The 18,774-nt window shown below is 43.3% G+C and carries 28 protein-coding genes and 1 tRNA gene; all 29 read right to left on the bottom strand.

The window, feature by feature from the left end; translation table 11 throughout:
- Nucleotides 1–13 precede the first annotated feature (13 nt).
- On the bottom strand, nucleotides 14–334 hold the full coding sequence (locus tag FTT73_RS10720; RefSeq protein WP_180191407.1) for a hypothetical protein: 321 nt from the start codon (nucleotides 332–334) through the stop codon (nucleotides 14–16).
- Between the two features lie 6 nt (nucleotides 335–340).
- Nucleotides 341–1,102, bottom strand: coding sequence for a hypothetical protein (locus FTT73_RS10715; protein ID WP_180191406.1), 762 nt, complete (start codon nucleotides 1,100–1,102; stop codon nucleotides 341–343).
- 60 nt (nucleotides 1,103–1,162) lie between these two features.
- Nucleotides 1,163–1,603 carry a hypothetical protein gene (locus FTT73_RS10710; protein ID WP_180191405.1) on the bottom strand — a complete coding sequence of 147 codons (441 nt, stop codon included), beginning with the start codon at nucleotides 1,601–1,603 and terminating at the stop codon, nucleotides 1,163–1,165.
- Nucleotides 1,596–2,078, bottom strand: coding sequence for a hypothetical protein (locus FTT73_RS10705; RefSeq protein WP_180191404.1), 483 nt, complete (start codon nucleotides 2,076–2,078; stop codon nucleotides 1,596–1,598). Before FTT73_RS10705 ends, FTT73_RS10710 begins: the two co-directional genes overlap by 8 nt.
- 7 nt (nucleotides 2,079–2,085) lie before the next feature.
- Nucleotides 2,086–2,280: a hypothetical protein gene (locus FTT73_RS10700; RefSeq protein WP_164543071.1), complete on the bottom strand. Its 195-nt coding sequence runs from the start codon at nucleotides 2,278–2,280 to the stop codon at nucleotides 2,086–2,088.
- Nucleotides 2,281–2,289: 9 nt separating this feature from the next.
- The gene (locus tag FTT73_RS10695) at nucleotides 2,290–2,673 is read right to left on the bottom strand and encodes a DUF4054 domain-containing protein (protein ID WP_180191403.1); all 384 of its coding nucleotides are present in this window, start codon (nucleotides 2,671–2,673) and stop codon (nucleotides 2,290–2,292) included.
- A gap of 8 nt (nucleotides 2,674–2,681) precedes the next feature.
- A complete protein-coding gene (locus FTT73_RS10690) occupies nucleotides 2,682–3,071 on the bottom strand; it encodes a hypothetical protein (RefSeq protein ID WP_180191402.1) in 390 nt (129 codons plus the stop codon).
- Between the two features lie 13 nt (nucleotides 3,072–3,084).
- Nucleotides 3,085–4,080 (bottom strand): DUF2184 domain-containing protein, encoded by a 996-nt coding sequence (locus FTT73_RS10685; protein WP_180191401.1) that lies wholly within the window; start codon nucleotides 4,078–4,080, stop codon nucleotides 3,085–3,087.
- 6 nt (nucleotides 4,081–4,086) lie between these two features.
- Complete coding sequence (locus FTT73_RS10680) at nucleotides 4,087–4,557, bottom strand: hypothetical protein (RefSeq protein WP_180191400.1); 471 nt, start codon at nucleotides 4,555–4,557, stop codon at nucleotides 4,087–4,089.
- Nucleotides 4,558–4,571: 14 nt separating this feature from the next.
- Entirely contained in the window at nucleotides 4,572–5,756 is a 1,185-nt protein-coding gene (locus FTT73_RS10675) for a DUF2213 domain-containing protein (RefSeq protein ID WP_180191399.1), read from the bottom strand.
- Nucleotides 5,757–5,968: 212 nt separating this feature from the next.
- Nucleotides 5,969–6,202, bottom strand: coding sequence for a hypothetical protein (locus FTT73_RS10670; protein WP_180100917.1), 234 nt, complete (start codon nucleotides 6,200–6,202; stop codon nucleotides 5,969–5,971).
- Between the two features lie 41 nt (nucleotides 6,203–6,243).
- Nucleotides 6,244–7,053 carry a phage minor head protein gene (locus FTT73_RS10665; protein ID WP_180191398.1) on the bottom strand — a complete coding sequence of 270 codons (810 nt, stop codon included), beginning with the start codon at nucleotides 7,051–7,053 and terminating at the stop codon, nucleotides 6,244–6,246.
- The gene (locus FTT73_RS10660) at nucleotides 7,028–8,314 is read right to left on the bottom strand and encodes a DUF1073 domain-containing protein (RefSeq protein WP_180191425.1); all 1,287 of its coding nucleotides are present in this window, start codon (nucleotides 8,312–8,314) and stop codon (nucleotides 7,028–7,030) included. The genes FTT73_RS10665 and FTT73_RS10660 overlap by 26 nt, the downstream gene beginning before the upstream one ends.
- Before the next feature lie 80 nt (nucleotides 8,315–8,394).
- The gene (terL, locus tag FTT73_RS10655) at nucleotides 8,395–9,921 is read right to left on the bottom strand and encodes a phage terminase large subunit (protein WP_180191397.1); all 1,527 of its coding nucleotides are present in this window, start codon (nucleotides 9,919–9,921) and stop codon (nucleotides 8,395–8,397) included.
- The gene (locus tag FTT73_RS10650) at nucleotides 9,899–10,372 is read right to left on the bottom strand and encodes a DUF2280 domain-containing protein (RefSeq protein WP_005266700.1); all 474 of its coding nucleotides are present in this window, start codon (nucleotides 10,370–10,372) and stop codon (nucleotides 9,899–9,901) included. Before FTT73_RS10650 ends, terL begins: the two co-directional genes overlap by 23 nt.
- Before the next feature lie 59 nt (nucleotides 10,373–10,431).
- Nucleotides 10,432–11,073: a putative metallopeptidase gene (locus tag FTT73_RS10645; protein WP_180191396.1), complete on the bottom strand. Its 642-nt coding sequence runs from the start codon at nucleotides 11,071–11,073 to the stop codon at nucleotides 10,432–10,434.
- Entirely contained in the window at nucleotides 11,033–11,470 is a 438-nt protein-coding gene (locus tag FTT73_RS10640; RefSeq protein WP_180191395.1) for a hypothetical protein, read from the bottom strand. The genes FTT73_RS10645 and FTT73_RS10640 overlap by 41 nt, the downstream gene beginning before the upstream one ends.
- A 318-nt stretch (nucleotides 11,471–11,788) precedes the next feature.
- Nucleotides 11,789–12,856 (bottom strand): RelA/SpoT domain-containing protein, encoded by a 1,068-nt coding sequence (locus FTT73_RS10635; RefSeq protein ID WP_058952521.1) that lies wholly within the window; start codon nucleotides 12,854–12,856, stop codon nucleotides 11,789–11,791.
- Nucleotides 12,857–13,392: 536 nt separating this feature from the next.
- Nucleotides 13,393–13,469 (bottom strand) — tRNA-Arg (locus tag FTT73_RS10630).
- A 274-nt stretch (nucleotides 13,470–13,743) separates the two neighbouring features.
- The gene (locus FTT73_RS10625) at nucleotides 13,744–14,250 is read right to left on the bottom strand and encodes a hypothetical protein (RefSeq protein ID WP_180191394.1); all 507 of its coding nucleotides are present in this window, start codon (nucleotides 14,248–14,250) and stop codon (nucleotides 13,744–13,746) included.
- Nucleotides 14,247–14,657: a DUF559 domain-containing protein gene (locus tag FTT73_RS10620; protein WP_180191393.1), complete on the bottom strand. Its 411-nt coding sequence runs from the start codon at nucleotides 14,655–14,657 to the stop codon at nucleotides 14,247–14,249. Before FTT73_RS10620 ends, FTT73_RS10625 begins: the two co-directional genes overlap by 4 nt.
- Nucleotides 14,658–14,727: 70 nt before the next feature.
- On the bottom strand, nucleotides 14,728–15,045 hold the full coding sequence (locus FTT73_RS10615) for a hypothetical protein (protein WP_180100926.1): 318 nt from the start codon (nucleotides 15,043–15,045) through the stop codon (nucleotides 14,728–14,730).
- A complete protein-coding gene (locus tag FTT73_RS10610; protein WP_180100927.1) occupies nucleotides 15,042–15,272 on the bottom strand; it encodes a hypothetical protein in 231 nt (76 codons plus the stop codon). The genes FTT73_RS10615 and FTT73_RS10610 overlap by 4 nt, the downstream gene beginning before the upstream one ends.
- Nucleotides 15,269–15,994, bottom strand: coding sequence for a hypothetical protein (locus FTT73_RS10605; protein WP_180191392.1), 726 nt, complete (start codon nucleotides 15,992–15,994; stop codon nucleotides 15,269–15,271). The genes FTT73_RS10610 and FTT73_RS10605 overlap by 4 nt, the downstream gene beginning before the upstream one ends.
- Nucleotides 15,975–16,943 (bottom strand): hypothetical protein, encoded by a 969-nt coding sequence (locus tag FTT73_RS10600; RefSeq protein ID WP_180191391.1) that lies wholly within the window; start codon nucleotides 16,941–16,943, stop codon nucleotides 15,975–15,977. Before FTT73_RS10600 ends, FTT73_RS10605 begins: the two co-directional genes overlap by 20 nt.
- The gene (locus tag FTT73_RS10595; protein ID WP_180191390.1) at nucleotides 16,940–17,233 is read right to left on the bottom strand and encodes a hypothetical protein; all 294 of its coding nucleotides are present in this window, start codon (nucleotides 17,231–17,233) and stop codon (nucleotides 16,940–16,942) included. Before FTT73_RS10595 ends, FTT73_RS10600 begins: the two co-directional genes overlap by 4 nt.
- Nucleotides 17,230–17,976 carry a phage antirepressor KilAC domain-containing protein gene (locus FTT73_RS10590; protein WP_180191389.1) on the bottom strand — a complete coding sequence of 249 codons (747 nt, stop codon included), beginning with the start codon at nucleotides 17,974–17,976 and terminating at the stop codon, nucleotides 17,230–17,232. Before FTT73_RS10590 ends, FTT73_RS10595 begins: the two co-directional genes overlap by 4 nt.
- Nucleotides 17,977–18,027: 51 nt before the next feature.
- On the bottom strand, nucleotides 18,028–18,492 hold the full coding sequence (locus tag FTT73_RS10585; RefSeq protein WP_004784444.1) for a phage regulatory CII family protein: 465 nt from the start codon (nucleotides 18,490–18,492) through the stop codon (nucleotides 18,028–18,030).
- Between the two features lie 51 nt (nucleotides 18,493–18,543).
- Nucleotides 18,544–18,747, bottom strand: a complete 204-nt coding sequence (locus FTT73_RS10580) for a helix-turn-helix domain-containing protein (protein WP_180191388.1) — start codon at nucleotides 18,745–18,747, stop codon at nucleotides 18,544–18,546.
- Between the last annotated feature and the right edge of the window lie 27 nt (nucleotides 18,748–18,774).

The following is an 18,774-nucleotide window of genomic DNA, read 5'->3' as shown; positions in this document are numbered from 1 at the left end:
AGCTCCTCCCAGTCTATTCCCCCGAATCAGTGGCCTGCTCGTCTTCACCTGTATAAACCAGACCAGAAGCCCCCATGACCGTCTCAAATACGGCGTTCACGTGACCAACATCGAGCAGTTCATCAGCAACAAATTCACGTGTAATGTCAGGATAGTTACGCTTTAAAGAGCCATGTGCAACATCTACCACTAAAGCAAAGTCACTTGGATCAAAGGTTTTAAGCTTTGGCATCAGCTTTTCAGCAGCACCTAATGACAACGGCGCAAAAATCCAAATCTGGCCATTAATTTTAAGCGGATTACCACGCGGGTTTTCGACCTGGTTAAATTGCATTTGGCATTACTCCGAAGTAGTCCATTTGAATACACGGCCTAAATCATCGGCCATTGGCTGGAATTCAAACTCAGGTAGATCGTAATCATCCTGTTTTGAACTGAACGCAAGCTTATTGCTGACACAGCGGAAGAATTCCATACCAAAGAATTTACCTTTGTAGTCACGGAACAGATCAACACTGAATTCAGGCGTATAACCCATATCCAAATTGCTTACGACACCTGACTTGGCACCTGCCACCGTCGCTGTGTATTTAAAGCTGATAAATACCGTTTTACCTACATCAGCAGTTGCGAAGGTATAAACACCTGTCGCTTCATCCACACTGTATTGACCTGCAACCGGTGCACTCGCCACACGCTTTAAAGGAACTGCTTTGGCATCAGTTACGCCTAAATCTTTCACGAATGTACCGCTGTTCGGAACGACTGGTGTTACTGACGCTGCAACGACTTCACCATTGATGGTTTGAGCGACTGCAGTAATACCACCTTCAGTGACCACGCCACCAAAGAAAATGGAATTCAACAATGCGCCGTTGATACGACCCATGGTTGCTTTACACTTAATTGAACCTTTACCGCGTGCGGCGTCTACGGCGAACTGACCACGGCCATAGAGTTCTTTTAAGTCATAGCTGATATCAACTGATGTTGACTGCACTACGCCCACTTCCACTGGTGTGCCATTGGTGATTGGATTACCGTGCACATCCTGTAATGGTGTGGCAAAGATTTTACCGGCACCAAATAAATATTGAGCCATATCGACCTCTTAAAAATGAGAAAACCGCCGTATTGGCGGTCATGTTATTTATGAATTGCTTTAGGTAGTGGTAAGGATCCGTATCGGAATAATGGCAATCCCTTGGTCATCGAGCATGTTTTCAACTGCTTCAAAAACTTCGATCGTGCCCTCGATCCAGCAATGCTCGACCAATCCCCCTAAGGTTTGGTATTCGCACATATCAGGATGATCAGGTGCAAGCTTGGCACGTACTTGATCAATCATCTGATTCAACTGGACCGACGGCGGTATAGATGGATCTGATTCATGAATGTAGACGTACACTTCCGCTTCAAGTTCAACCTTGGCATCCAAGCCTTTCACTGGTGCTTCGGTTTGATTGCCTTGCGTCACGAATAAGGCAGGACGGTCATCAGGTGCAACGTGATTGAAATGCTTTAAACGGCGACTGGTGGTTTTAATCCCCTCGATGCCTGACAAGCGATTAAACAATGCCTGGTAAATGGCTTCACTATTCACTGCTCAATCCCCTTTCAATTGCAGCATCAATATTCTTCGGCACGATCTTCGCCACTTCATCCAATGAATCACGCATAAAACGGCGCTCTTTCATATCGACTTTACGAGAATGGGCTTTGATCATGATTTGACGAGGTGTAATCGGCTGACCAAAGACTTTCTTGATTGTACGCAAATGCGCCTTAATGGCCATCGCACCTTTAAGCCCAAATTCATGAGCAAAGGCATACGGTACCAAGGCACCACCCGCACCGACTGTACCCTCGATCCAATCCTTATCCTCTTCCACCTTAGATGAAACAGATCCCCTTAAACGCCCAGACTGCACATTCAAGCGCTGACCTGTCAGCATGTCTTCTTGAATGGTGCGCTGAAGTTTAAGTGTGAGTGCATTTACCGTGCGCCGTATTTCAGCACGTACACGCTCATTGACCTCGTTAAAATCAACATCAGCATCAACACGGTAATCACTCATACATCACCTACTTTGCAGCAGCAGTTTCCTTTTTCGGTTCTGCTTTGGCTTCAGCAACCGCACGTTTAAAACCATGTGGTGCCAAGATGTGTGCAATGTCGGTATCCGACTCGATCACACCTTTTTCAACCTTGTATGTGATGCCTGCAATTTCAAGCGAAGTCGCTTTGAAATGATCAGGCGCTTGATACTTAAATGACATGCCTTGCTCCTAAACAACGAAAGCTCCAACGCCCAAACGATTGGGATTGGTACCCTCATTGCCAATTGGAATTGAATTTTTTAATGCCAGGTAACGCTGGCCATAAATGCTTTGGTTATAAAATGCATCGGTACCAGAACGTGAAAAGCTCACACTCTGACCTGCAATGGTCATACTCGAAGCATCTGAAAAGCTGTTACCTGACTTTGATTTGAGTGCAACCTTGAGAATATGTGCTGCATATAGACCCACAGCACGTTCTTTCAGATCACCAAATTCAAGTGACTTCACAACGAGATCCGCTTCCTCTAACGCATCTGCAATTTCTGCATCCGGTAGATTCATCAGCGCCGTGTCGTACTTAAACTTCAACTTAAAAGCTTGTGGGTCCATAGGTCACCTTATTCAGTGGCTTGAGCAAGTTTTTCTTGCAGTTGCTCAAGGGTTTCATCTTCAGTAAAGGTGATTTCAAGATCCGTCAGCGCTTTACGCACCTCATCAATCGTGAGCTCACCACCTTTGGATTTATCGCCCTTGCCTTTGCCATCATCAGGCTTGCCAGCTTGAGCACCTTTACCACGACCTGAAGCAGGTTTTGAATCACCAACTTCTGCAATTTCTTCAATGCTTAGCTCACCAGCATCAATCAAATGCTTAGCGAACTTGTTCTTTTGAAGTGCTTTGTGCTGATCGGCTTCCAGCAATACGGCGATACCTGTGGGCAAAGTCGCAATACCCGCAAAAACAAAAGCGGCATTAGAGCCGCTGTATGTGTATGAATATTTAGCCATGTGGTTTTAATCCTTATGCATGGTCAAGGTAACGAAGCGAATCAACACGCTTCAGCCAAACGCCCTGGTATTTGTAGTGACCAGGTACCAGTACATCTAAGCCTTTCGGTTGCGCCGTCAAGAACTCAACGCTGTTACCTTTGAACTGGATGCATGATGGATCACGGCGATAGATGATCGAACGGTCAGCACTTGCTGTACCTTTGCCATTACCACGACCTGAACCACGAATGGTTAAAGTTTTGCCCTGAGTAGTGAAGATGTTGTTTTCTTCAATGTACTTCAGGAATGTTTTACCACCTGAATCTGGCACGACACGTGTCGATAAGTGAGTGTACTGAGCTGATGCCATTAAGTAAGTGTCAGGCTCAATTGAAGAGTCACCATCAAACAAATCTGACGAATCAGCCAATGAGTTATTGAAGTCGGATAAAACCTCTTCAATGGTCGCCGTAGCCCAATCATGCTGACCTGTCACGATGGTCACGCCTGTTTGGTTTAAGAAGCCATTCACTTTTTCAAGCTGTCCACTGGCATTCGCTTTGGTGTAACCGTACCAGGCCACATTTGACATGTGTTTTTCAGCAGCCAAGTTTGCAGCCTGAACTTTGTCCGCTTCAAGCGTGAGGTTCATTTGCTGTGCAGTCGCTAATTCAACTACTGAATATTGGTAGCCAATCACACCTACTTTCACGGGTAGGCTTACAGTATCGTATTCAACTTCTGCAAGCGGAATATCATCACCAGTACCAGCATAGTCTTCGCCGATACCCACGCCTTTTTTACGAGACAGGATTTCACCACCACCATAAACCGCATTTACATTGGTCACTGGGATGAACTTGGCGTAGTCAAGGACCTGTGCAAGCTGTGGTGTAATTTCGTTTTGTTCTTCGATCTTGACGAAGAGCTGTGCCAATGCATCCATGTTGAACGCATCGCCAACCTGTGCCTGAATGGCATGTGAAATCGGCGTTAAACGCGCTTTCATTTTTGCTAATTTGCTCATGTTTAATTAAGCTCCACGAAGATTAAGAAGTGCTAAACCATCTGCGCCTGTCACGGTTTCCCATGCTGCACCTGGTAATTCGGTACCATCTATTGAAGATGAGGAAAGAGAACCTAACGGCGCTATAGTCGTACCGTTTGCAGTTTTCATGTAAACGGTTGCGGTAATGTCAGTGATTGGCGCTGTAGGCTTGACCCAGATCGCGCCTTCAAACATCACAGGGACCATATCAGCGGCTTTATAGGCTTCTTTGCCGGCAGTGGTTTTACCGGACTTACCTACGCCGTGGCGCACCACAACACCGAAACGTGTAGGTGTAGCACCTGCCACAGCCGTTACAGATTTGCCATCAGTCGTGCGGACAACTACATCACCGTCATTGACTAAAGTCAGACCTGAAAGCGGTAATGACAGTACAACTTCTTTGGCAGTTAAACGGCCACGCTGACCGACTACCGCATTTAATTGCTGAACCATGATTCAAGTTCTCCTTAAATTGTTTTGTATGCAGCAGACTTGTCATAACCCTTATTTTCTTTAGGGTCCTGATTATTGTTTTGCTGTTGTTGCTGTTGATGTAATACATCACCGACTGCATTGCCTGGTGTGGTCGACTTCACTGCTGACAGTGCACGGAATACCGTGTCGATCTGTTCAGGTTTAGCATCACCGACGGCGACACCACCGAGTACAGCGGTCACCAACGTGTCACCAGCCTTGGCAGCAATCACGTCACGTTTGATTTGTTCACATGAACAGCCTTCAGTTTTAATACCTGGCACCAATGCAACGGCGTCCGCAATGACAGAGGCGCGTTCTGCAACGACCTGATCAAGTTTTTCAGGTGTCATCTGGTTTTGCTCCAGATCACCAACTTTCTGCTTAAGCTGTGCATTTTCAGTCTGCAAGGTATCAACCACTGCTTGTACAGCTGGCAATTCATCACCGATGGCAAATTGTTTGTCACCGACTTTGAGTTTTGCTGCTTTCAAGTTTTCAAGCTGGTCTTCTTGTTGCTTTACAGCATCAGCTAGCGCTTGGTTGTCACCAATCTCAAAGCGAATACCGTTTACTTTAATTTCCATCTTTTTCCCCTTTGGGTTTGGTTTATGGTCACCGACGCGACAATCACCGCCACAGCGACCGTATTTCACCAGCGCCACGTGATTGCCTTTAAAATTAATAAACCGGGCTTGATACGGCGTACCGTCTGGTGCTGTACCTTGTTCAAGCACAAGATCAGCTCCATAGCCCAATGAAATTTCGACACGCTCATTGTTTTGAATGGCATTGATACTGTTCTGATCTTTGATGATCAGATCACCCAGCATGAATTCCCCCTCTTGGCGCACATTCTCACAATCGCCAATGTGGTAGTCCTTCCAGTTGGAAGCATTGATTTCATTTTTAGGTGGGTGATAGTCCGTCGCATCTACGCCGTCGAAGCTCTTGATCACTTCCGGTTTAAATAGATCCTCAGCTGCCACATAGACATTGATGACCTGATCCGCTGAATAGCCTTCCAAATTTGGAAATTCATAAGCGTAGTACTGACGGACTTGCGGTGCTTTGGCCAAGCGAACGTTGACGCATTTCAGATACCCTTCTTGAGTAAATGAGCGTGTACTTTCGCTTGGTGCAAAGTCACCAATTTTGAGTTGGTAAATGAGTTTCATAAATTGAGCTCAATAAAAAACCACCCTACGGTGGTCTGCTATGGTTTCTTTGGTGGATAAATGACAATTGGCGGTGTCTCTATATCAGGTGGAATTGGTCTTGGTTTAGGTTGATAGCCAGAACCTTTTATACAAGAGCAGATACAGCAGTTTTTACAGCACATAAATCAACTTTCTGTGGGCAATAAAAAACCCACCGAAGTGGGCTTACTTTATGAAATTGAAGCTTCAAAAATAGAATACGGCTCTCGTCTCAATTGGTATTGCTTATCTCCGATATAGGCTAATACCTCCCCCTCGGAATTCACGTATAACATATTGTTAATCGTCAGGTTAATACCATCTGTATTCTTAAATTCCTGTTTACGATATACAGACACTATATCCGTTTCATTGGTGTCTATATTTATTACAGATTGATCCTCAAGGTGTTCATAATCATTCATTTTTATTTTCCTTCCTAAATTTTGAACAATTATAAGACAAATCAATCAATCAAGATATCCTCATAATTCGGCAACGCCGTGCATCGGCATTTGATCTTCTGACCAGGATGCCCACCCTTAGGCGGTGTATCCCATCGAAAGGTTTTACCATGATGACTAGCACATAAAGGACGTACACGATCATCATTGGAATCTTGCCAATCGTATGTTTCCACACCCATGGATTCCTGACGCTTCTTGTTGATAGCGCCGTTGATCTTGCCCATCTGGTCGGCTGCAATCAGTCGCGCACGAAAGTCCGTACTATGACCGAGCTTTTTAATTTCCTGTGCCAAGTCCTCATTGGTCTGCCCAGTCTGCAAGGCATTTATCACCAAGGCTTCAAGCTTATCCGTGTACTGACTTGGAATAGATTTAATCAGTGAAACGTTTGCAGCAATCTGAGTATCAATCTCATCCTGAATATCAGCGCCACGGAAAAACGGCGTCAAATCCACACCAAGAATGGTCTTGGTATGACTAGCAATCTGCTTATCCACTTCCTTGCTGGTATCCATGACCACCTTAGTGGCCAAAGATACTGACACCTCCATGGTGTATTTGACCATCTTTTCACGTAACACCGTGAATAGATCTGTCACCCAGCTATCACCAATGTTTTGGCCAACGGTGGGTAAAACAAAATCCTTGGTTTGTTCCTGGCAATATTTGGATATTTCCAAAAGCTGACGTGTATAGAACAGTTCAACACGGCGATTGACCTTGACTGCCTTAGGCTTAGCCTTGCGACCTTTCTTGCGTTTTTTGATCTGCTGAAGCTGTGGTTTAAGGATCTGTATCATCGTTGTCATTTGGCTTCACCATCGTTTCCAATTCTTTGATGTGATTTTCATCAATGACTGAGTAAACACCGTCGATGACTAACTGACGTGCGATCTGAGGCTCAGTGATAATTGCCATGTTCAAATACTTCTCGTCGCGCTCTGCATTGGCTTTTTCGACCTCTGAACGGACTTTCGCATCCAATTGCCAGAGTGGATTGAACACCACATTCAGCTCAGGAAATTGACGCCCAAACGTAGACTGACAGATTACAGCGAGAAATTTCATCAAGATCGGCTTAAGGTTCCATTCCTGCTTAGTGGCAATTGAGTCGTAATAATTACGAGTGTCATGCTCACCAGTGGCATTCATTCCTGCAGGTGATTGACCAAACAGAATCGTATAAGGGATATCTGCCGCACCCGCCGTCTGTACCGAGAATTCACGCATCATGTCAGGCAAGCCGGCGAAGTTATACGTCTTAGAACTGTATTCTTCCTCAGCATCAAGAACCAGCATACCGTTCAGACTTTTCATTAAGCCTACGGACATAAAGCGCTCCATAACCCCTTTCATATCCTCTTTGATCTTATCGACCAAGTTAGGCGTTTGAATCACATCAATCTTCGATTCATGAATCAGGCTGGCAGATCCGCGCTTCACACTGGCATGGTCAAGCAGATCCTCATAGACTTCCTGCAGAATACTTTGGGGCTCTTCATTAACTACATCAGCATGGGCAATATGAATCAAGCGTGAATGGTGAATGCGCTTCTTAGCCTCATTCCCCATTTTCATGTCGTAAAATTCAGGCTGCTTCAATAGTCCACAGCATGCCGACGGTGGCAAATACGAGTTCTTATCTGGTGTGATGTATTTCTTTTTCACGACCGTGAAGAATTCCAAACGACCTTGGCCAAGCTTAGAAATATCTAAAGGTTGATCTAATGCAGCACCATCAGCCGTTCCAAGCAGGATATATACAACGCCGTAGAGGCGCGAAAGGATTAAGCCTGATAAAAGCACCTGATTTAAATGAAATGCCTTACACGCTTCTTCAAGGCGTTTTAAATCATCGCCTTGAATGCCTTCATAGAACCATCCAGCACGAAGCATGTCTGATGCAGGACGGTTGACAATACGGCGTGCGAGCCAGTTCTGGTAAACCGCTTCAAGCTGATCATCGTCAATATCTTTCCGTACAAATTTGCCACCAGCAGCCTTGTCACGTTCGGTACCAATATTCGATACCAAGTTTGTATATGCACCAGCATCACCAATGGCATTCATTGCCTGTTTTACTGCATCAGCTACAAGCGTTTTAATTTTACCGCCTGTATCCGACTTTTTATCTTTAGCCATAAATACCTCTAATCAAATACAGTCGGCTTTTTCGCAAGAGAATCATTAATCGCATCAATCGTTGGATCCCATTGGTCATCATGCTCATGGGTGAAATCAGCTTTTAAGCCCTCAATTTCTTCAATGTAGTTCAGCAACCATGGCGCACTTACAGGCAGAACAACACGACGATCCTCGACATAGAACACCACATCCATGGTCCGGGTCAGTTTGTCTGTATCACGTTGGATTGCCTTAATTGGTAATGTCGTTTCACGCGAAATGTTTTGGATCAACATCGTTCCAGATGCTTTGTCCTCAATGGCCATGTAACGAAGTTTGCCGATCTTGGTATTGCTTTCCTTGTGCTTATTGATGAAAGCCTTAGCTTCCTTAATCAGCTCAGGTGCTTCCCATTTGCCACGGCGCACATCAATGATGTAAAGCCGGTTGTCATACCCAAGGCCTGCACATAAGAAAACTGAGTAGTCGTTATGTTCTTTAATCTTCTGTGCTGTATCTGCCCAGATCGCACGCCATTTCAAAACTGGTAACTCAAGGTATCGATCAAACCATTCAGCCTTGACCAGATCTCCACCGAGCTTTTTCGGTGCCTGCTGATACTGACTGCTGAATGTATACCGAGATACCGTAGCGCCGTCTTTGTCTTGGCCACCTTTCTCCAGCTGCAGTAACGACAGTAAAGATTCTTTTAATGGCCAGTAGCTTTGACGGCCTTTTTCGTCACGTTCGACATCACGTGGTACCTTACGGCGTATATGCTCAGGCAATGTATTAATGTACTCATCATCAATCAGTGCCGGTATCGAGATCTGATGCCAATTGCCCGGGACGTTCCCAGTCATCACAAAGTTAGTCGGATCCTCAACATGTAAACGCTGCATGATCAGAATAATCGGAGTTGATGATCTCGCCTTACGTGAATTGACCGTGTTCAGGATTTTACGGTTCGCCTTGTTACGTGCCGTCTTACTGAATGCATCTTCAGGCTTGAGCGGATCGTCCAGGATAATCGCACCGGTAAATCCATTATCAGCCAATGTACCTGCACGGCGGCCCGTAACCTGACCACCCATTGAAGCAGAATAAACGTGACCTGCTTCATAGCCATCTACAGTTGTTTTCCAACTTGCCTTAGCATCGGTACTGGTTGAGATTTTAACGGGCCATAAACCCTGAAAATCGACTGATTTCACGATGTTTCGCGCCGTAGATGACACATCCTCTACAAGTGACTGTGAGAATGACAAATACAAGAATCGTGAACGCTGGTTTCGTGCAATTCCGCGTGCAATAAGATTAGTCAGTAATTCAGTCTTACCTGAACCAGGTGGAACGTTAATAACTAAATTTTCGATTCGTCCGGCAATGACTTCATCAATGGCCCAAGCTATGTATTCATGGTGCCAATTGACCGAAAACTTAAAGCCCATGCGAGGCAGAAAAAAACGGCGCGTAAAGAATAAATGTTCTTTCTCGCACCGCTCCTGCTCGATCTGCATTTCCAGCAAGCTAGTATTTACTTTCGAGTTCATCCATCACCTGCCTTACCAATTCTTTTGAGGCAGTTACATAGGTTGTATTTTCGTTCTGCAATGGACCACCATCTGGACCAGTTATTTCCTGCTTGGTTGTACGTGCGTCCGTTTCTTGATAAGCCAATTTCAACAGATTCTGTTTGGATACTTTATTTTTTCCAGCATCCTCATACATTTTCTGAATTTCTTTCAGTCGAAATGCTTGGTTTGCGATCGGGATATCAAAAATGTTCTTTCGAAAATCCTCACGTGTCTTATCAAACAGATCCTTTAATTTCTTGCTGAGATTGCGGCCTGCATACTTGGTCGGGTCGTAATTTTCACACTGCCGACGATCAATTTCGATGTTAAATCTTTGCATGACAGCATCTGCTACTTGTTGAGGTGTTTCAAAGCAAGCAAGAGACTGAACTATAAAGATTTTTACAGGCTCTTTTAGTGCCGCCATAATTACCCCTTTGTCATGCTACGTCATGCAAGATAGACAAAAAAAAGAGCCTTTCAGCTCTAACCAATCACACAGTTACCACAGCATGCAGCCATACTAGTCTCAGATACAAACGGCGCATTCTTGGCAATCTCTAGAAGTCTTTTAACAGACTCATCAGCACCCCATCGTTTTGTTTCACCAAAGAACACTTCAACATCATGGCCAGCCAGGTAATGCTTAGGCAGTCCGGTCATATCGCTACAAATGATCTCGCCATCTTCATCACGCTCTACACCAATGTGATACAACTCATGTTCAATCAAGCGGCAGAACTCACGATCCGAAGCCTGTTCACAGAATGTGGCATCCACAGTAATCAGATATTGAGGTACAAAGCCAAACCAGTCCCGCATCTGTTGTTCCTGGCGTGCTTTCTTCCATCCGCCCACGTTAAACATGACCTTTTCACATTGTCCCAATACCATACGTTTTTTCGCTACGGCGGCAGATGAAGCCCAGGCGAATGCAAGGAACTCCTCATTGTCATGCAGCAGCTCAGCAATATGGTCATGATCCGGGTTATGAAGTTCACCACCGAGAGTCAGCCAGTTATTCACGACCCATTCTTTAAGCTCTAAGGCAGGTGCCAAGCGAATAGCCTCCTCTGCCTCGGCCTGATCAATCAGATCCGTCGGTGGGAATGGTCTGAACTGTTCCATAAGATGCCTTTAAGTTTCTCAGCCACGCCGTAGCACGACCCATGTTGATATCTGCAGGTACAAACTGCTGAAACCGATAACCCATTTCTTCTGCATGGTCGTACCGGTCAACACTCCAGGCTTTTGTGGCTAATTTACCTTTTCGACCACCAGACCAAGGCCCACCAGCAATTTCAATTAATGTGAGATAGCCAACCAGGTGCAAATCGAAACGCCAGTGCTTAGTACTTTTAAAATGAAAGTATTCTTCGTACTTAATCTCCATACGATCAAGAATTTCTTTGAATCGATCGAATGCTTCTAAATACTTGTCAGATGCTTTTGGTAATGGTCTTGTACGTGATTTCTTTTTAGGTGGGATTTTTTGGGTGAAAAGTTTATAAGCCTTTTCATCCATACAAAGTGAACCGTAAATTATTAATGCGTTCTTTCAGCTTAATTATAATTTCATCGATTACTATCATTTGATGACGCGACAATCCAGATCTGCTGAGATTCTGATACTTAGACAGCTCAGTACTGCAAAATTCTAAGTCTTGTTTAGCTTGTACTTTGTCTGCCATAGCATCCACCAATAAGAAAAGAAAAACCCCACTCAGTTATTTAGTTGAGCAGGGTGTGTGCCGTAATACGTTCTGCAAAAATGCCACTGGAGTTGTGGCGAGGGTTTATTTATCCATTAAAAAACCACCCGAAGGTGGTTGTTATTCGGGAATTAAATTCCATTTTCAAATATGTGCTTCAACTTGGCAATAAAGTCGTTAGTATCTAGAAAGTAGTTGGGGTAAGCCCTCTTGATTGCCTTTAAATCACCAACCGATACCAAAACAACATCCATGTTTTCATCATCTTTATACTTTTTTTCTAAAGATGCGTACAACATTTCAGCTAGATCAATATCTGACTCCTTGAACTCTCTTATTCGTATCTTCCAACTATCCTCTAGATTTTGTAGTTCTAATAATTGGTACTTTTTAGAACTCCACTTCCCATCACTATCAATATTTCTCGCAGTTAGCGCAATGCCTTGCAACTTGTGAAAGACTTGTAGCTTTGACTCTAATTCCTTTGCTAATACAATTAATTCAGAAATGGTTTTTTCTTTATATTCATCAAGTACCGTAGTTTTTTCCTTGTGAGAAAACAACGCGCTAACAACTTTAAAAAATGTCTTAAAGTCTTCGCTTCCTTGCCCAGTTTTAAATGAAAGTCTTTCTACCATACCAAGCGTTTCAACCGCTGTGGCAAATGCATGCTGCAAAGCAGTTCTTATCTGAAGCTCAATACACAACCCGGCAGTATTATTAACCTCATCCCTCTTGTATTCAAAAACTTGATGAATACTTTTATAGCCATCTGGCTTTGGGTTGGTTATGTAGTCTTTTGCCGGCATTTTAGGGGTAAATAAAAATCTATTGTTCGGCTTAATCAAAACCTCGCTATGCAAAGCAAGCACATCCGCTATTGAGGGTAATACCACCCGAATACCCCCAATATCTTGCATTCTTGCAAGATTGTTTGATGGCATTCTCTCAAGCTTACTAATGATTGAAGGTAAGCGCTTAAGTCTTTGAGCGATAATTGCTTTACGCTTAACACAGATATCCCTAGTTCTAATATATTTTTGAAAAGCATCCAAGGGTTTAGCGTGATAAGACCGCCACTCAGAAAGAATCTCCAATGCCTCTGTTTTCTTTTCTTCGGGCGAAGTTTTATCTATTAAGGTTTTGCCTGCCTTAATTACTCTTGTTCTACTTAATATTGTGTTTTCTTCATGGCCCATAACAATACCTCCAAGCACTGTATAAGCATGATAGCATGTATTTTTCCTTAATTTTTAAAAATTAATAAATTATTGTTTATTAATGAGAATCTAAAAAATATCACCATTCTGTATGCTCAACATCAAATTAGTCTTATCTAGTATCTTCATAAACTCACGAGATGAGCTTTGGTACTTATTGATTAATAGTTTTCTGTGCTTCGTATGTATTCATATTTTTATCAGCAATAAATAAAAGAAAAACCCCGCCAAGTTTGTTATCTCAGCGGGGTTCTATGTGCCGTAATACGTTCGGCAAATGCCACCGAAGTGGCGAGGGTCTTAAACTTCTTTCAAGCAATCACGACACACTTTGATTTCTTCATTATCAACTGTGTAATCGATTTCAGTCGCACCATGTAGGCCGAATAAGCAGAATAGGAATTGGAGCATTTGATTCTCCTTTTGATCTCATGAGCAAAGCAAACCACCGGATGCCTCAGCGCAATATTTCCGGTAATGCGCTATCTATGACAGGTTTGCTTTCTTTTGAAATCTGGCACGCCATGTAGGACTCGAACCCACAACCATTGGTATAGAAAACCCATGCTCTTTCCAGTTGAGCTAATGGCGCAAATAAAAACCAACTAAGAAGTAATTCTTCCTAGTTGGCTTAGTAGTGTGTGCTTAATGGCTCATAACTGATTGTGTTAATGGGTCGCCAATCCAAAGTAGTACTCACCTTTTAAAACTAACAGGTGGCGGCATTAATTTAAAAACCACTAGAAATTAATGAAACCGCCATAATGCAAAAAGCCCACCTTTCGATGAGCTTTTAAATCAATCTAGTGCTTTAACGAACACTTCGATCACTATATCACAAATATCGCATACCCCGTATATACACGTCAAGCGCATTTTTCATTCAGTTCCTTTTTGGTGAATTTATCGAATTTAAAGTGCGGATAGCGGGATTTAATAAAAGCAAGGCCACACTTAATATCTTGCTGAATTTGTGCAATGTTGGTGTCGTTGCTTGAGGCAATATCGCGAATAGAGCTGCTCATCACGTAATGCCACCAAATAGTGCTTACCCATTCCTGCACGATTTCATCATCGATAGATTGCAAATCCAAGAACAACTTATGAATTGCGCGGGCTTCATTGTTGTCTAGTTGGCAGCATGTTCCTGTTCGGCGTACACGCAGTCGATCCACAAGACCATCATCACGCATATACATCGCAAGCATTTCTTCACGCTGCTTCTGGGTAATACGCTTAGTTGGCATCGACTTTACAACCATCACCATAGTTTCATTATCACCATTGATCCAAGCCCCAAGCTGACGTGCCCAATCCTCAAAGCTAAACTTAGTCCAATTTGTTGCCTGCATAATTGTCAGTGCTGCATTCATCCCAAATCCCCTACCATCTTCTCTATCTGCTGTATCGCTAAACCTGATTTCACTTGCTCTGTACTAAACCGTAATACTTGAAAACCCATCATTGTTGCGGCGTTATATTTTTCCATGTCCCCGATATACCCCTTGCCTCTGGTATGCCTACCACCACTCCAGATCCCACCTTCAACTTCAACCAAAATCTTTTTATCAATTAAATGAAAATCTGCTTTCCACTTACGCTCTGGGTGAAATTTAAATTCCTGCTCAAAATCTATTTTTAAAGCTTTTAACGCAGTGGCCAGTTTTACTTCACCTTCGCTTTGTACTTTTTCGCCTTTCACCGTAGGACGCTTGGAGCGCCCTTTCGGTCTGGTAGCTTTCACCATCTTTTTGTATTCAGCGATTGAGTAGCTGGTCATTCACCCCAAACCCTCAATACAACAGCGGCAATAGCCATGAAAATAAACATCAGCGCTTTGTTTAGATCCTTCATACGGCAATTTCACCCTTTACATTCATAATGTCTTTGGCATATGCAGTTGCACGGTAATGACTCTCTGATACACGCTCCAAATAACCACCTTTGACATGCTCCTGAAGCAGGCTGTAAATAGTGGTTCTATGGAAATCAAAAACAGCTTCTTGCACGTCCTTCACTGAAAATGGCGTAGTGGCATAACAAGCAAAAAGCATCAAACTTATCTGATCTTCAAAGCTAACTTTCCTATGGATTTTTGAATGATCATCAGAATCAATTTGCTTAATCTCGCCACCATTTTTCAAAAATTCTTCAATTGTTGTATTCACACCCCACCCCCTACTTGTTCCACAATCGTTTTAATAGCTTTGAGTGTTAATTCATGGTCATCACTCGGCACAACGAATAGGCTTGCAATCATTTGAACTTTCTTGGCGTACTTGCGAGCATCTTTGCGATATTCATTACGCTCACGATCTAAATTTTCATTAAAGGCAAGCAGCTCGGCATGTTCTTTTTGAAGCTGCTCAAGATTCATTTCTAGGTAATCACTCACACCCCACCCCCTGCGCTTTTCTTGTACTCACCACCAGCCTTCAATAAAGCCAATGGAAAACTTAAACCCGATTCCTGTAATTCACGAGCGCGGTTTTCAATCCAGGCTTTTTCCTCTGGCGACTGCTCAGGTAGATAGGATTTCGGGATGCCTTTCGCTATTGGCTTATTCTCAATAGCGACTGGTTTAATCCAAATTGCTTGCTGTTGCCCTTGTTCGGCATATTCCTTAACTACGTCCACATAGTTATCTTTAAACGCCTCGTACGCTAAATAAGAGGCTCTATCGACGTTCTTTGCCCACTGGATATCAGCAAACATTTCATAACAGCGGTCATACGCTTCTTTTTCAGCATTTGTGATTGCATGGTTGTTATCACCAAGCCATTTCACGATATTGCCCAGTGCTGCATGTTTCCCTTTGAATGAATCGACAAAACGCTGTTGCTCGGTACCAAAACCTGTAATCCCAAGACACCATTTGCGGAACATTGCCGGATCTGGACAAAAGCCGTTATCACGAACCATGCGAAGACCTAGATCAATCTCCTCTCTGGAGAGTCCTTCGATACAGATTTTCATTGCCTGACCAATTGCTTCAATCGGCATACCTTCAAATGTTTTTTCAAAAGAGCGAGGTGCAATTGCTTTGAAGATTCCAACCAGTTGACCTGTCTTGATTGGCTGAACCGCAGTTTGTTGATTAGTAACCATAGCTGTCATTGCCCTGCTCCTCTTTTGCGATCAACTGTTGAATTTCATCCCAGCGAGATGGTTTTGGGTTTTGTTGTCCAGGTGTGAATTGCTGCTTTGGTGCAAACAAACCTTGATAGTTGCCAGTGATTGAAGTCTTCAAAGACTCATTGCTGCCATCAAATCCCCATTTCTGGAAATCTTTGTAAATCGCATTTAGGGCATTTTTGGTCAGTTTGGTTTTTGCTGTTTGAGAGCGACTAGAAACGTATTGTTCCCAGAGAGAGAAATCACAGAGAAGTGAAAATCTTTCTGAAGTCAGTTTGATCACTTCGTCATAAGATAATTTACGAGCCTTGTCTTTGCGTTCAGCTTCGGCTTTTGCTTTTTGCTGTTTTACAAAGAAAGGGAAATTATAAAAGTTAGCCTCCAAAGGTTTTTTAGAGCGAAGCGACTTGTTTAATAGTTCTATAGATAGAGTTCTATAAGTTAGTTCTATTGTGTCTACAGTTTTTGTAGTACCTAGCACTACACTTTCTGTAGTACTGCACTCCATATTTTGTAGTGCTACATTTTCTGTAGTGGTACTACATTTTTTGTAGTGGTCTACCAGTGAAACCTCATTGATCTGGTACTCATTACCCTTGCGACTGTTCTCACTGACTAGGGTGATGACACCCAAATCAAGTAGCTCTTTAAGGCCTTTACGAACGGTCATGGCACTTAATTTTTTAGAGCCTTCGAGCTTTCCACCTTGCAACTGCGAATAGCTCACATGGTCGGTTATCTTGTCCTTAAAGCCGTTAATACGATCCTCAAGTTCTGCATAGACATTTTTTGCCGCATCACTTAAAAAAGGCCGCACCTCATATCGGTATAACCGACTGGACATGACATAGCCTTTTTCAAACTTGTCAGCCATTTTTTTACCTTTGGAGAATTGGACAATATTGTCCTCATGTTTTTTTAGGGCTGTCATGATTGGCCCCCTATGCGCAAGTACGCACCAATACGCTCACCTTCGCGTTTAAGTCCATCAAGCATATCGTCTAAGCCAAACTGGTTGGCGCGCTCAATAAGCTCACGAATGAGTTCTTTTTTTGCCAGATCAACATCTTCTGTTGAGTCGTGCACCGCGCATTCATGCTCTTCACATTCAATGCACTCAAACTCATACCCACTATCAACTAGTTCATCTGCAATTCTGTTTAGGTGGTGGGTGTGAGCTGTCCAGATGAAGTCACTTACATCTTCGATTGTTGTGCTCATGCGGCTACTCCTTGCTCTAACCACTTCGCAATGCGAGTAATTAATTTTTGAGTAAGTTTTACCTGTGTGAATACCTTTTCACCCGACTCAAATAAGCGAGGTGCAGAGGTCACAACATGAATAAGCTTTTGATCAACAGATTTTTGATAAGCCTGAATTTTTCCGTGCTGGTCGCGGTATACAACCTTGTGGTCAATAAGGTATTGAACCAACTGATTTTGACCAACCTTGAGAACCTTTGCAGATTCGCGGATGCCAAGTACATTGGTGCAGTCAGCAATGCGATCTAGGCCTTTGGCTTTCGGCTCCAGTACTGCAACATGTTGCTTAAGAGCAATGTTTTCCTGTTCGGCAGCTAGAGCCAACTGAATAAGATCCATGCGGCTTAGTTCGACTGGTTTTTGTGCCTTAAGCGCATCTTCCATTGCGGTCATGCGATCAAAGACTCGAGCTTGTAATTCATAGCTATATGACATGGCCATGAGGCAGGCTTCGCGTTTTGGGAAGTTGTAGATATGGCGTGTATTATTGTTGCCGTAGTTTTGCGTTCCGATAAATTTCGGAGCGTGCCCCTCACCCAAAACACTTGGTACTTTCCGCATAAAGTCGTCATGACGAAGTTCTTTATATGGCTTTTCGGCAGTAGCAACTTCTTTGCGATGAATGTTAATAAAATCAACAATCTCAGGTGATGACATTGTTACTTCGTTTATGTTAAAATTTCCTTGTGTTAACATATTCATGTTTACTTCCCTCTAAGTTAGTGAACAACTCAAAACGCTTGATTTCGCAGATCAGGCGTTTTGCTTTTTTGGGTTATCGATACAAGCTTGGATTTGTTTGTCCAGCTCAGCCAATGCGACATGCATCTGGTGAATCACCTTCGACATGTCTTTCACTTCACCTTCTGTAATTCGACCATCCGCCATGATTTCGCGGAAAAGGCTCATCACATCACCGCCCTTCATGCCAATGCACAGCACTTTGTCTGTTAGTGATAGATCGCGGCATTCAGGGATTTCAGGCAGATCAATTGCAATCTTTCCGTGTTCAGCGTTTAACTCCTGTAAAACACGAAAGTCGCCAGTCATAGCCATCATTTTTGATGCTTCAACCAGTGATAAATGGTGAGTTTCGGTATTTGGATTTACCTTGCTGTTAAGTACGGCTGCACTTTTCATTCCCATGCGCGGTGCTAATGCAGCAGCACCACCTGGATAATCGTGAACCGTGTTGTATGCAGCATCTAGAATGTTCATGTGATATTCCTTCGAACGTATTTTTGTTTAATTAACTGCGCCATAATTTGTTTAAGCAGTTAGTGGTAGTTTTTTACGGCTAGGCGATGTGTGTGTTTCAACATTTAAAAAACGCTGATAACCAACTGGAACACCATTACTTCGCCACAAAGAAATGGTCCCTTTGGACCATCCGAGCAAATTTGCTAACTCGATGTCTGATTTGCAGCCATACCGCTCACGCAGGTCATCGACTGTAAATTGGTAAACGCTCATAACTTTAAACCTAAATCAATTAAAGTT

It is taken from the genome of Acinetobacter sp. YH01006, assembly GCF_013420445.1.
Classification (GTDB): Bacteria; Pseudomonadota; Gammaproteobacteria; order Pseudomonadales; family Moraxellaceae; genus Acinetobacter; species Acinetobacter pseudolwoffii.
This window is presented reverse-complemented; position numbering and strand designations above follow the sequence as displayed.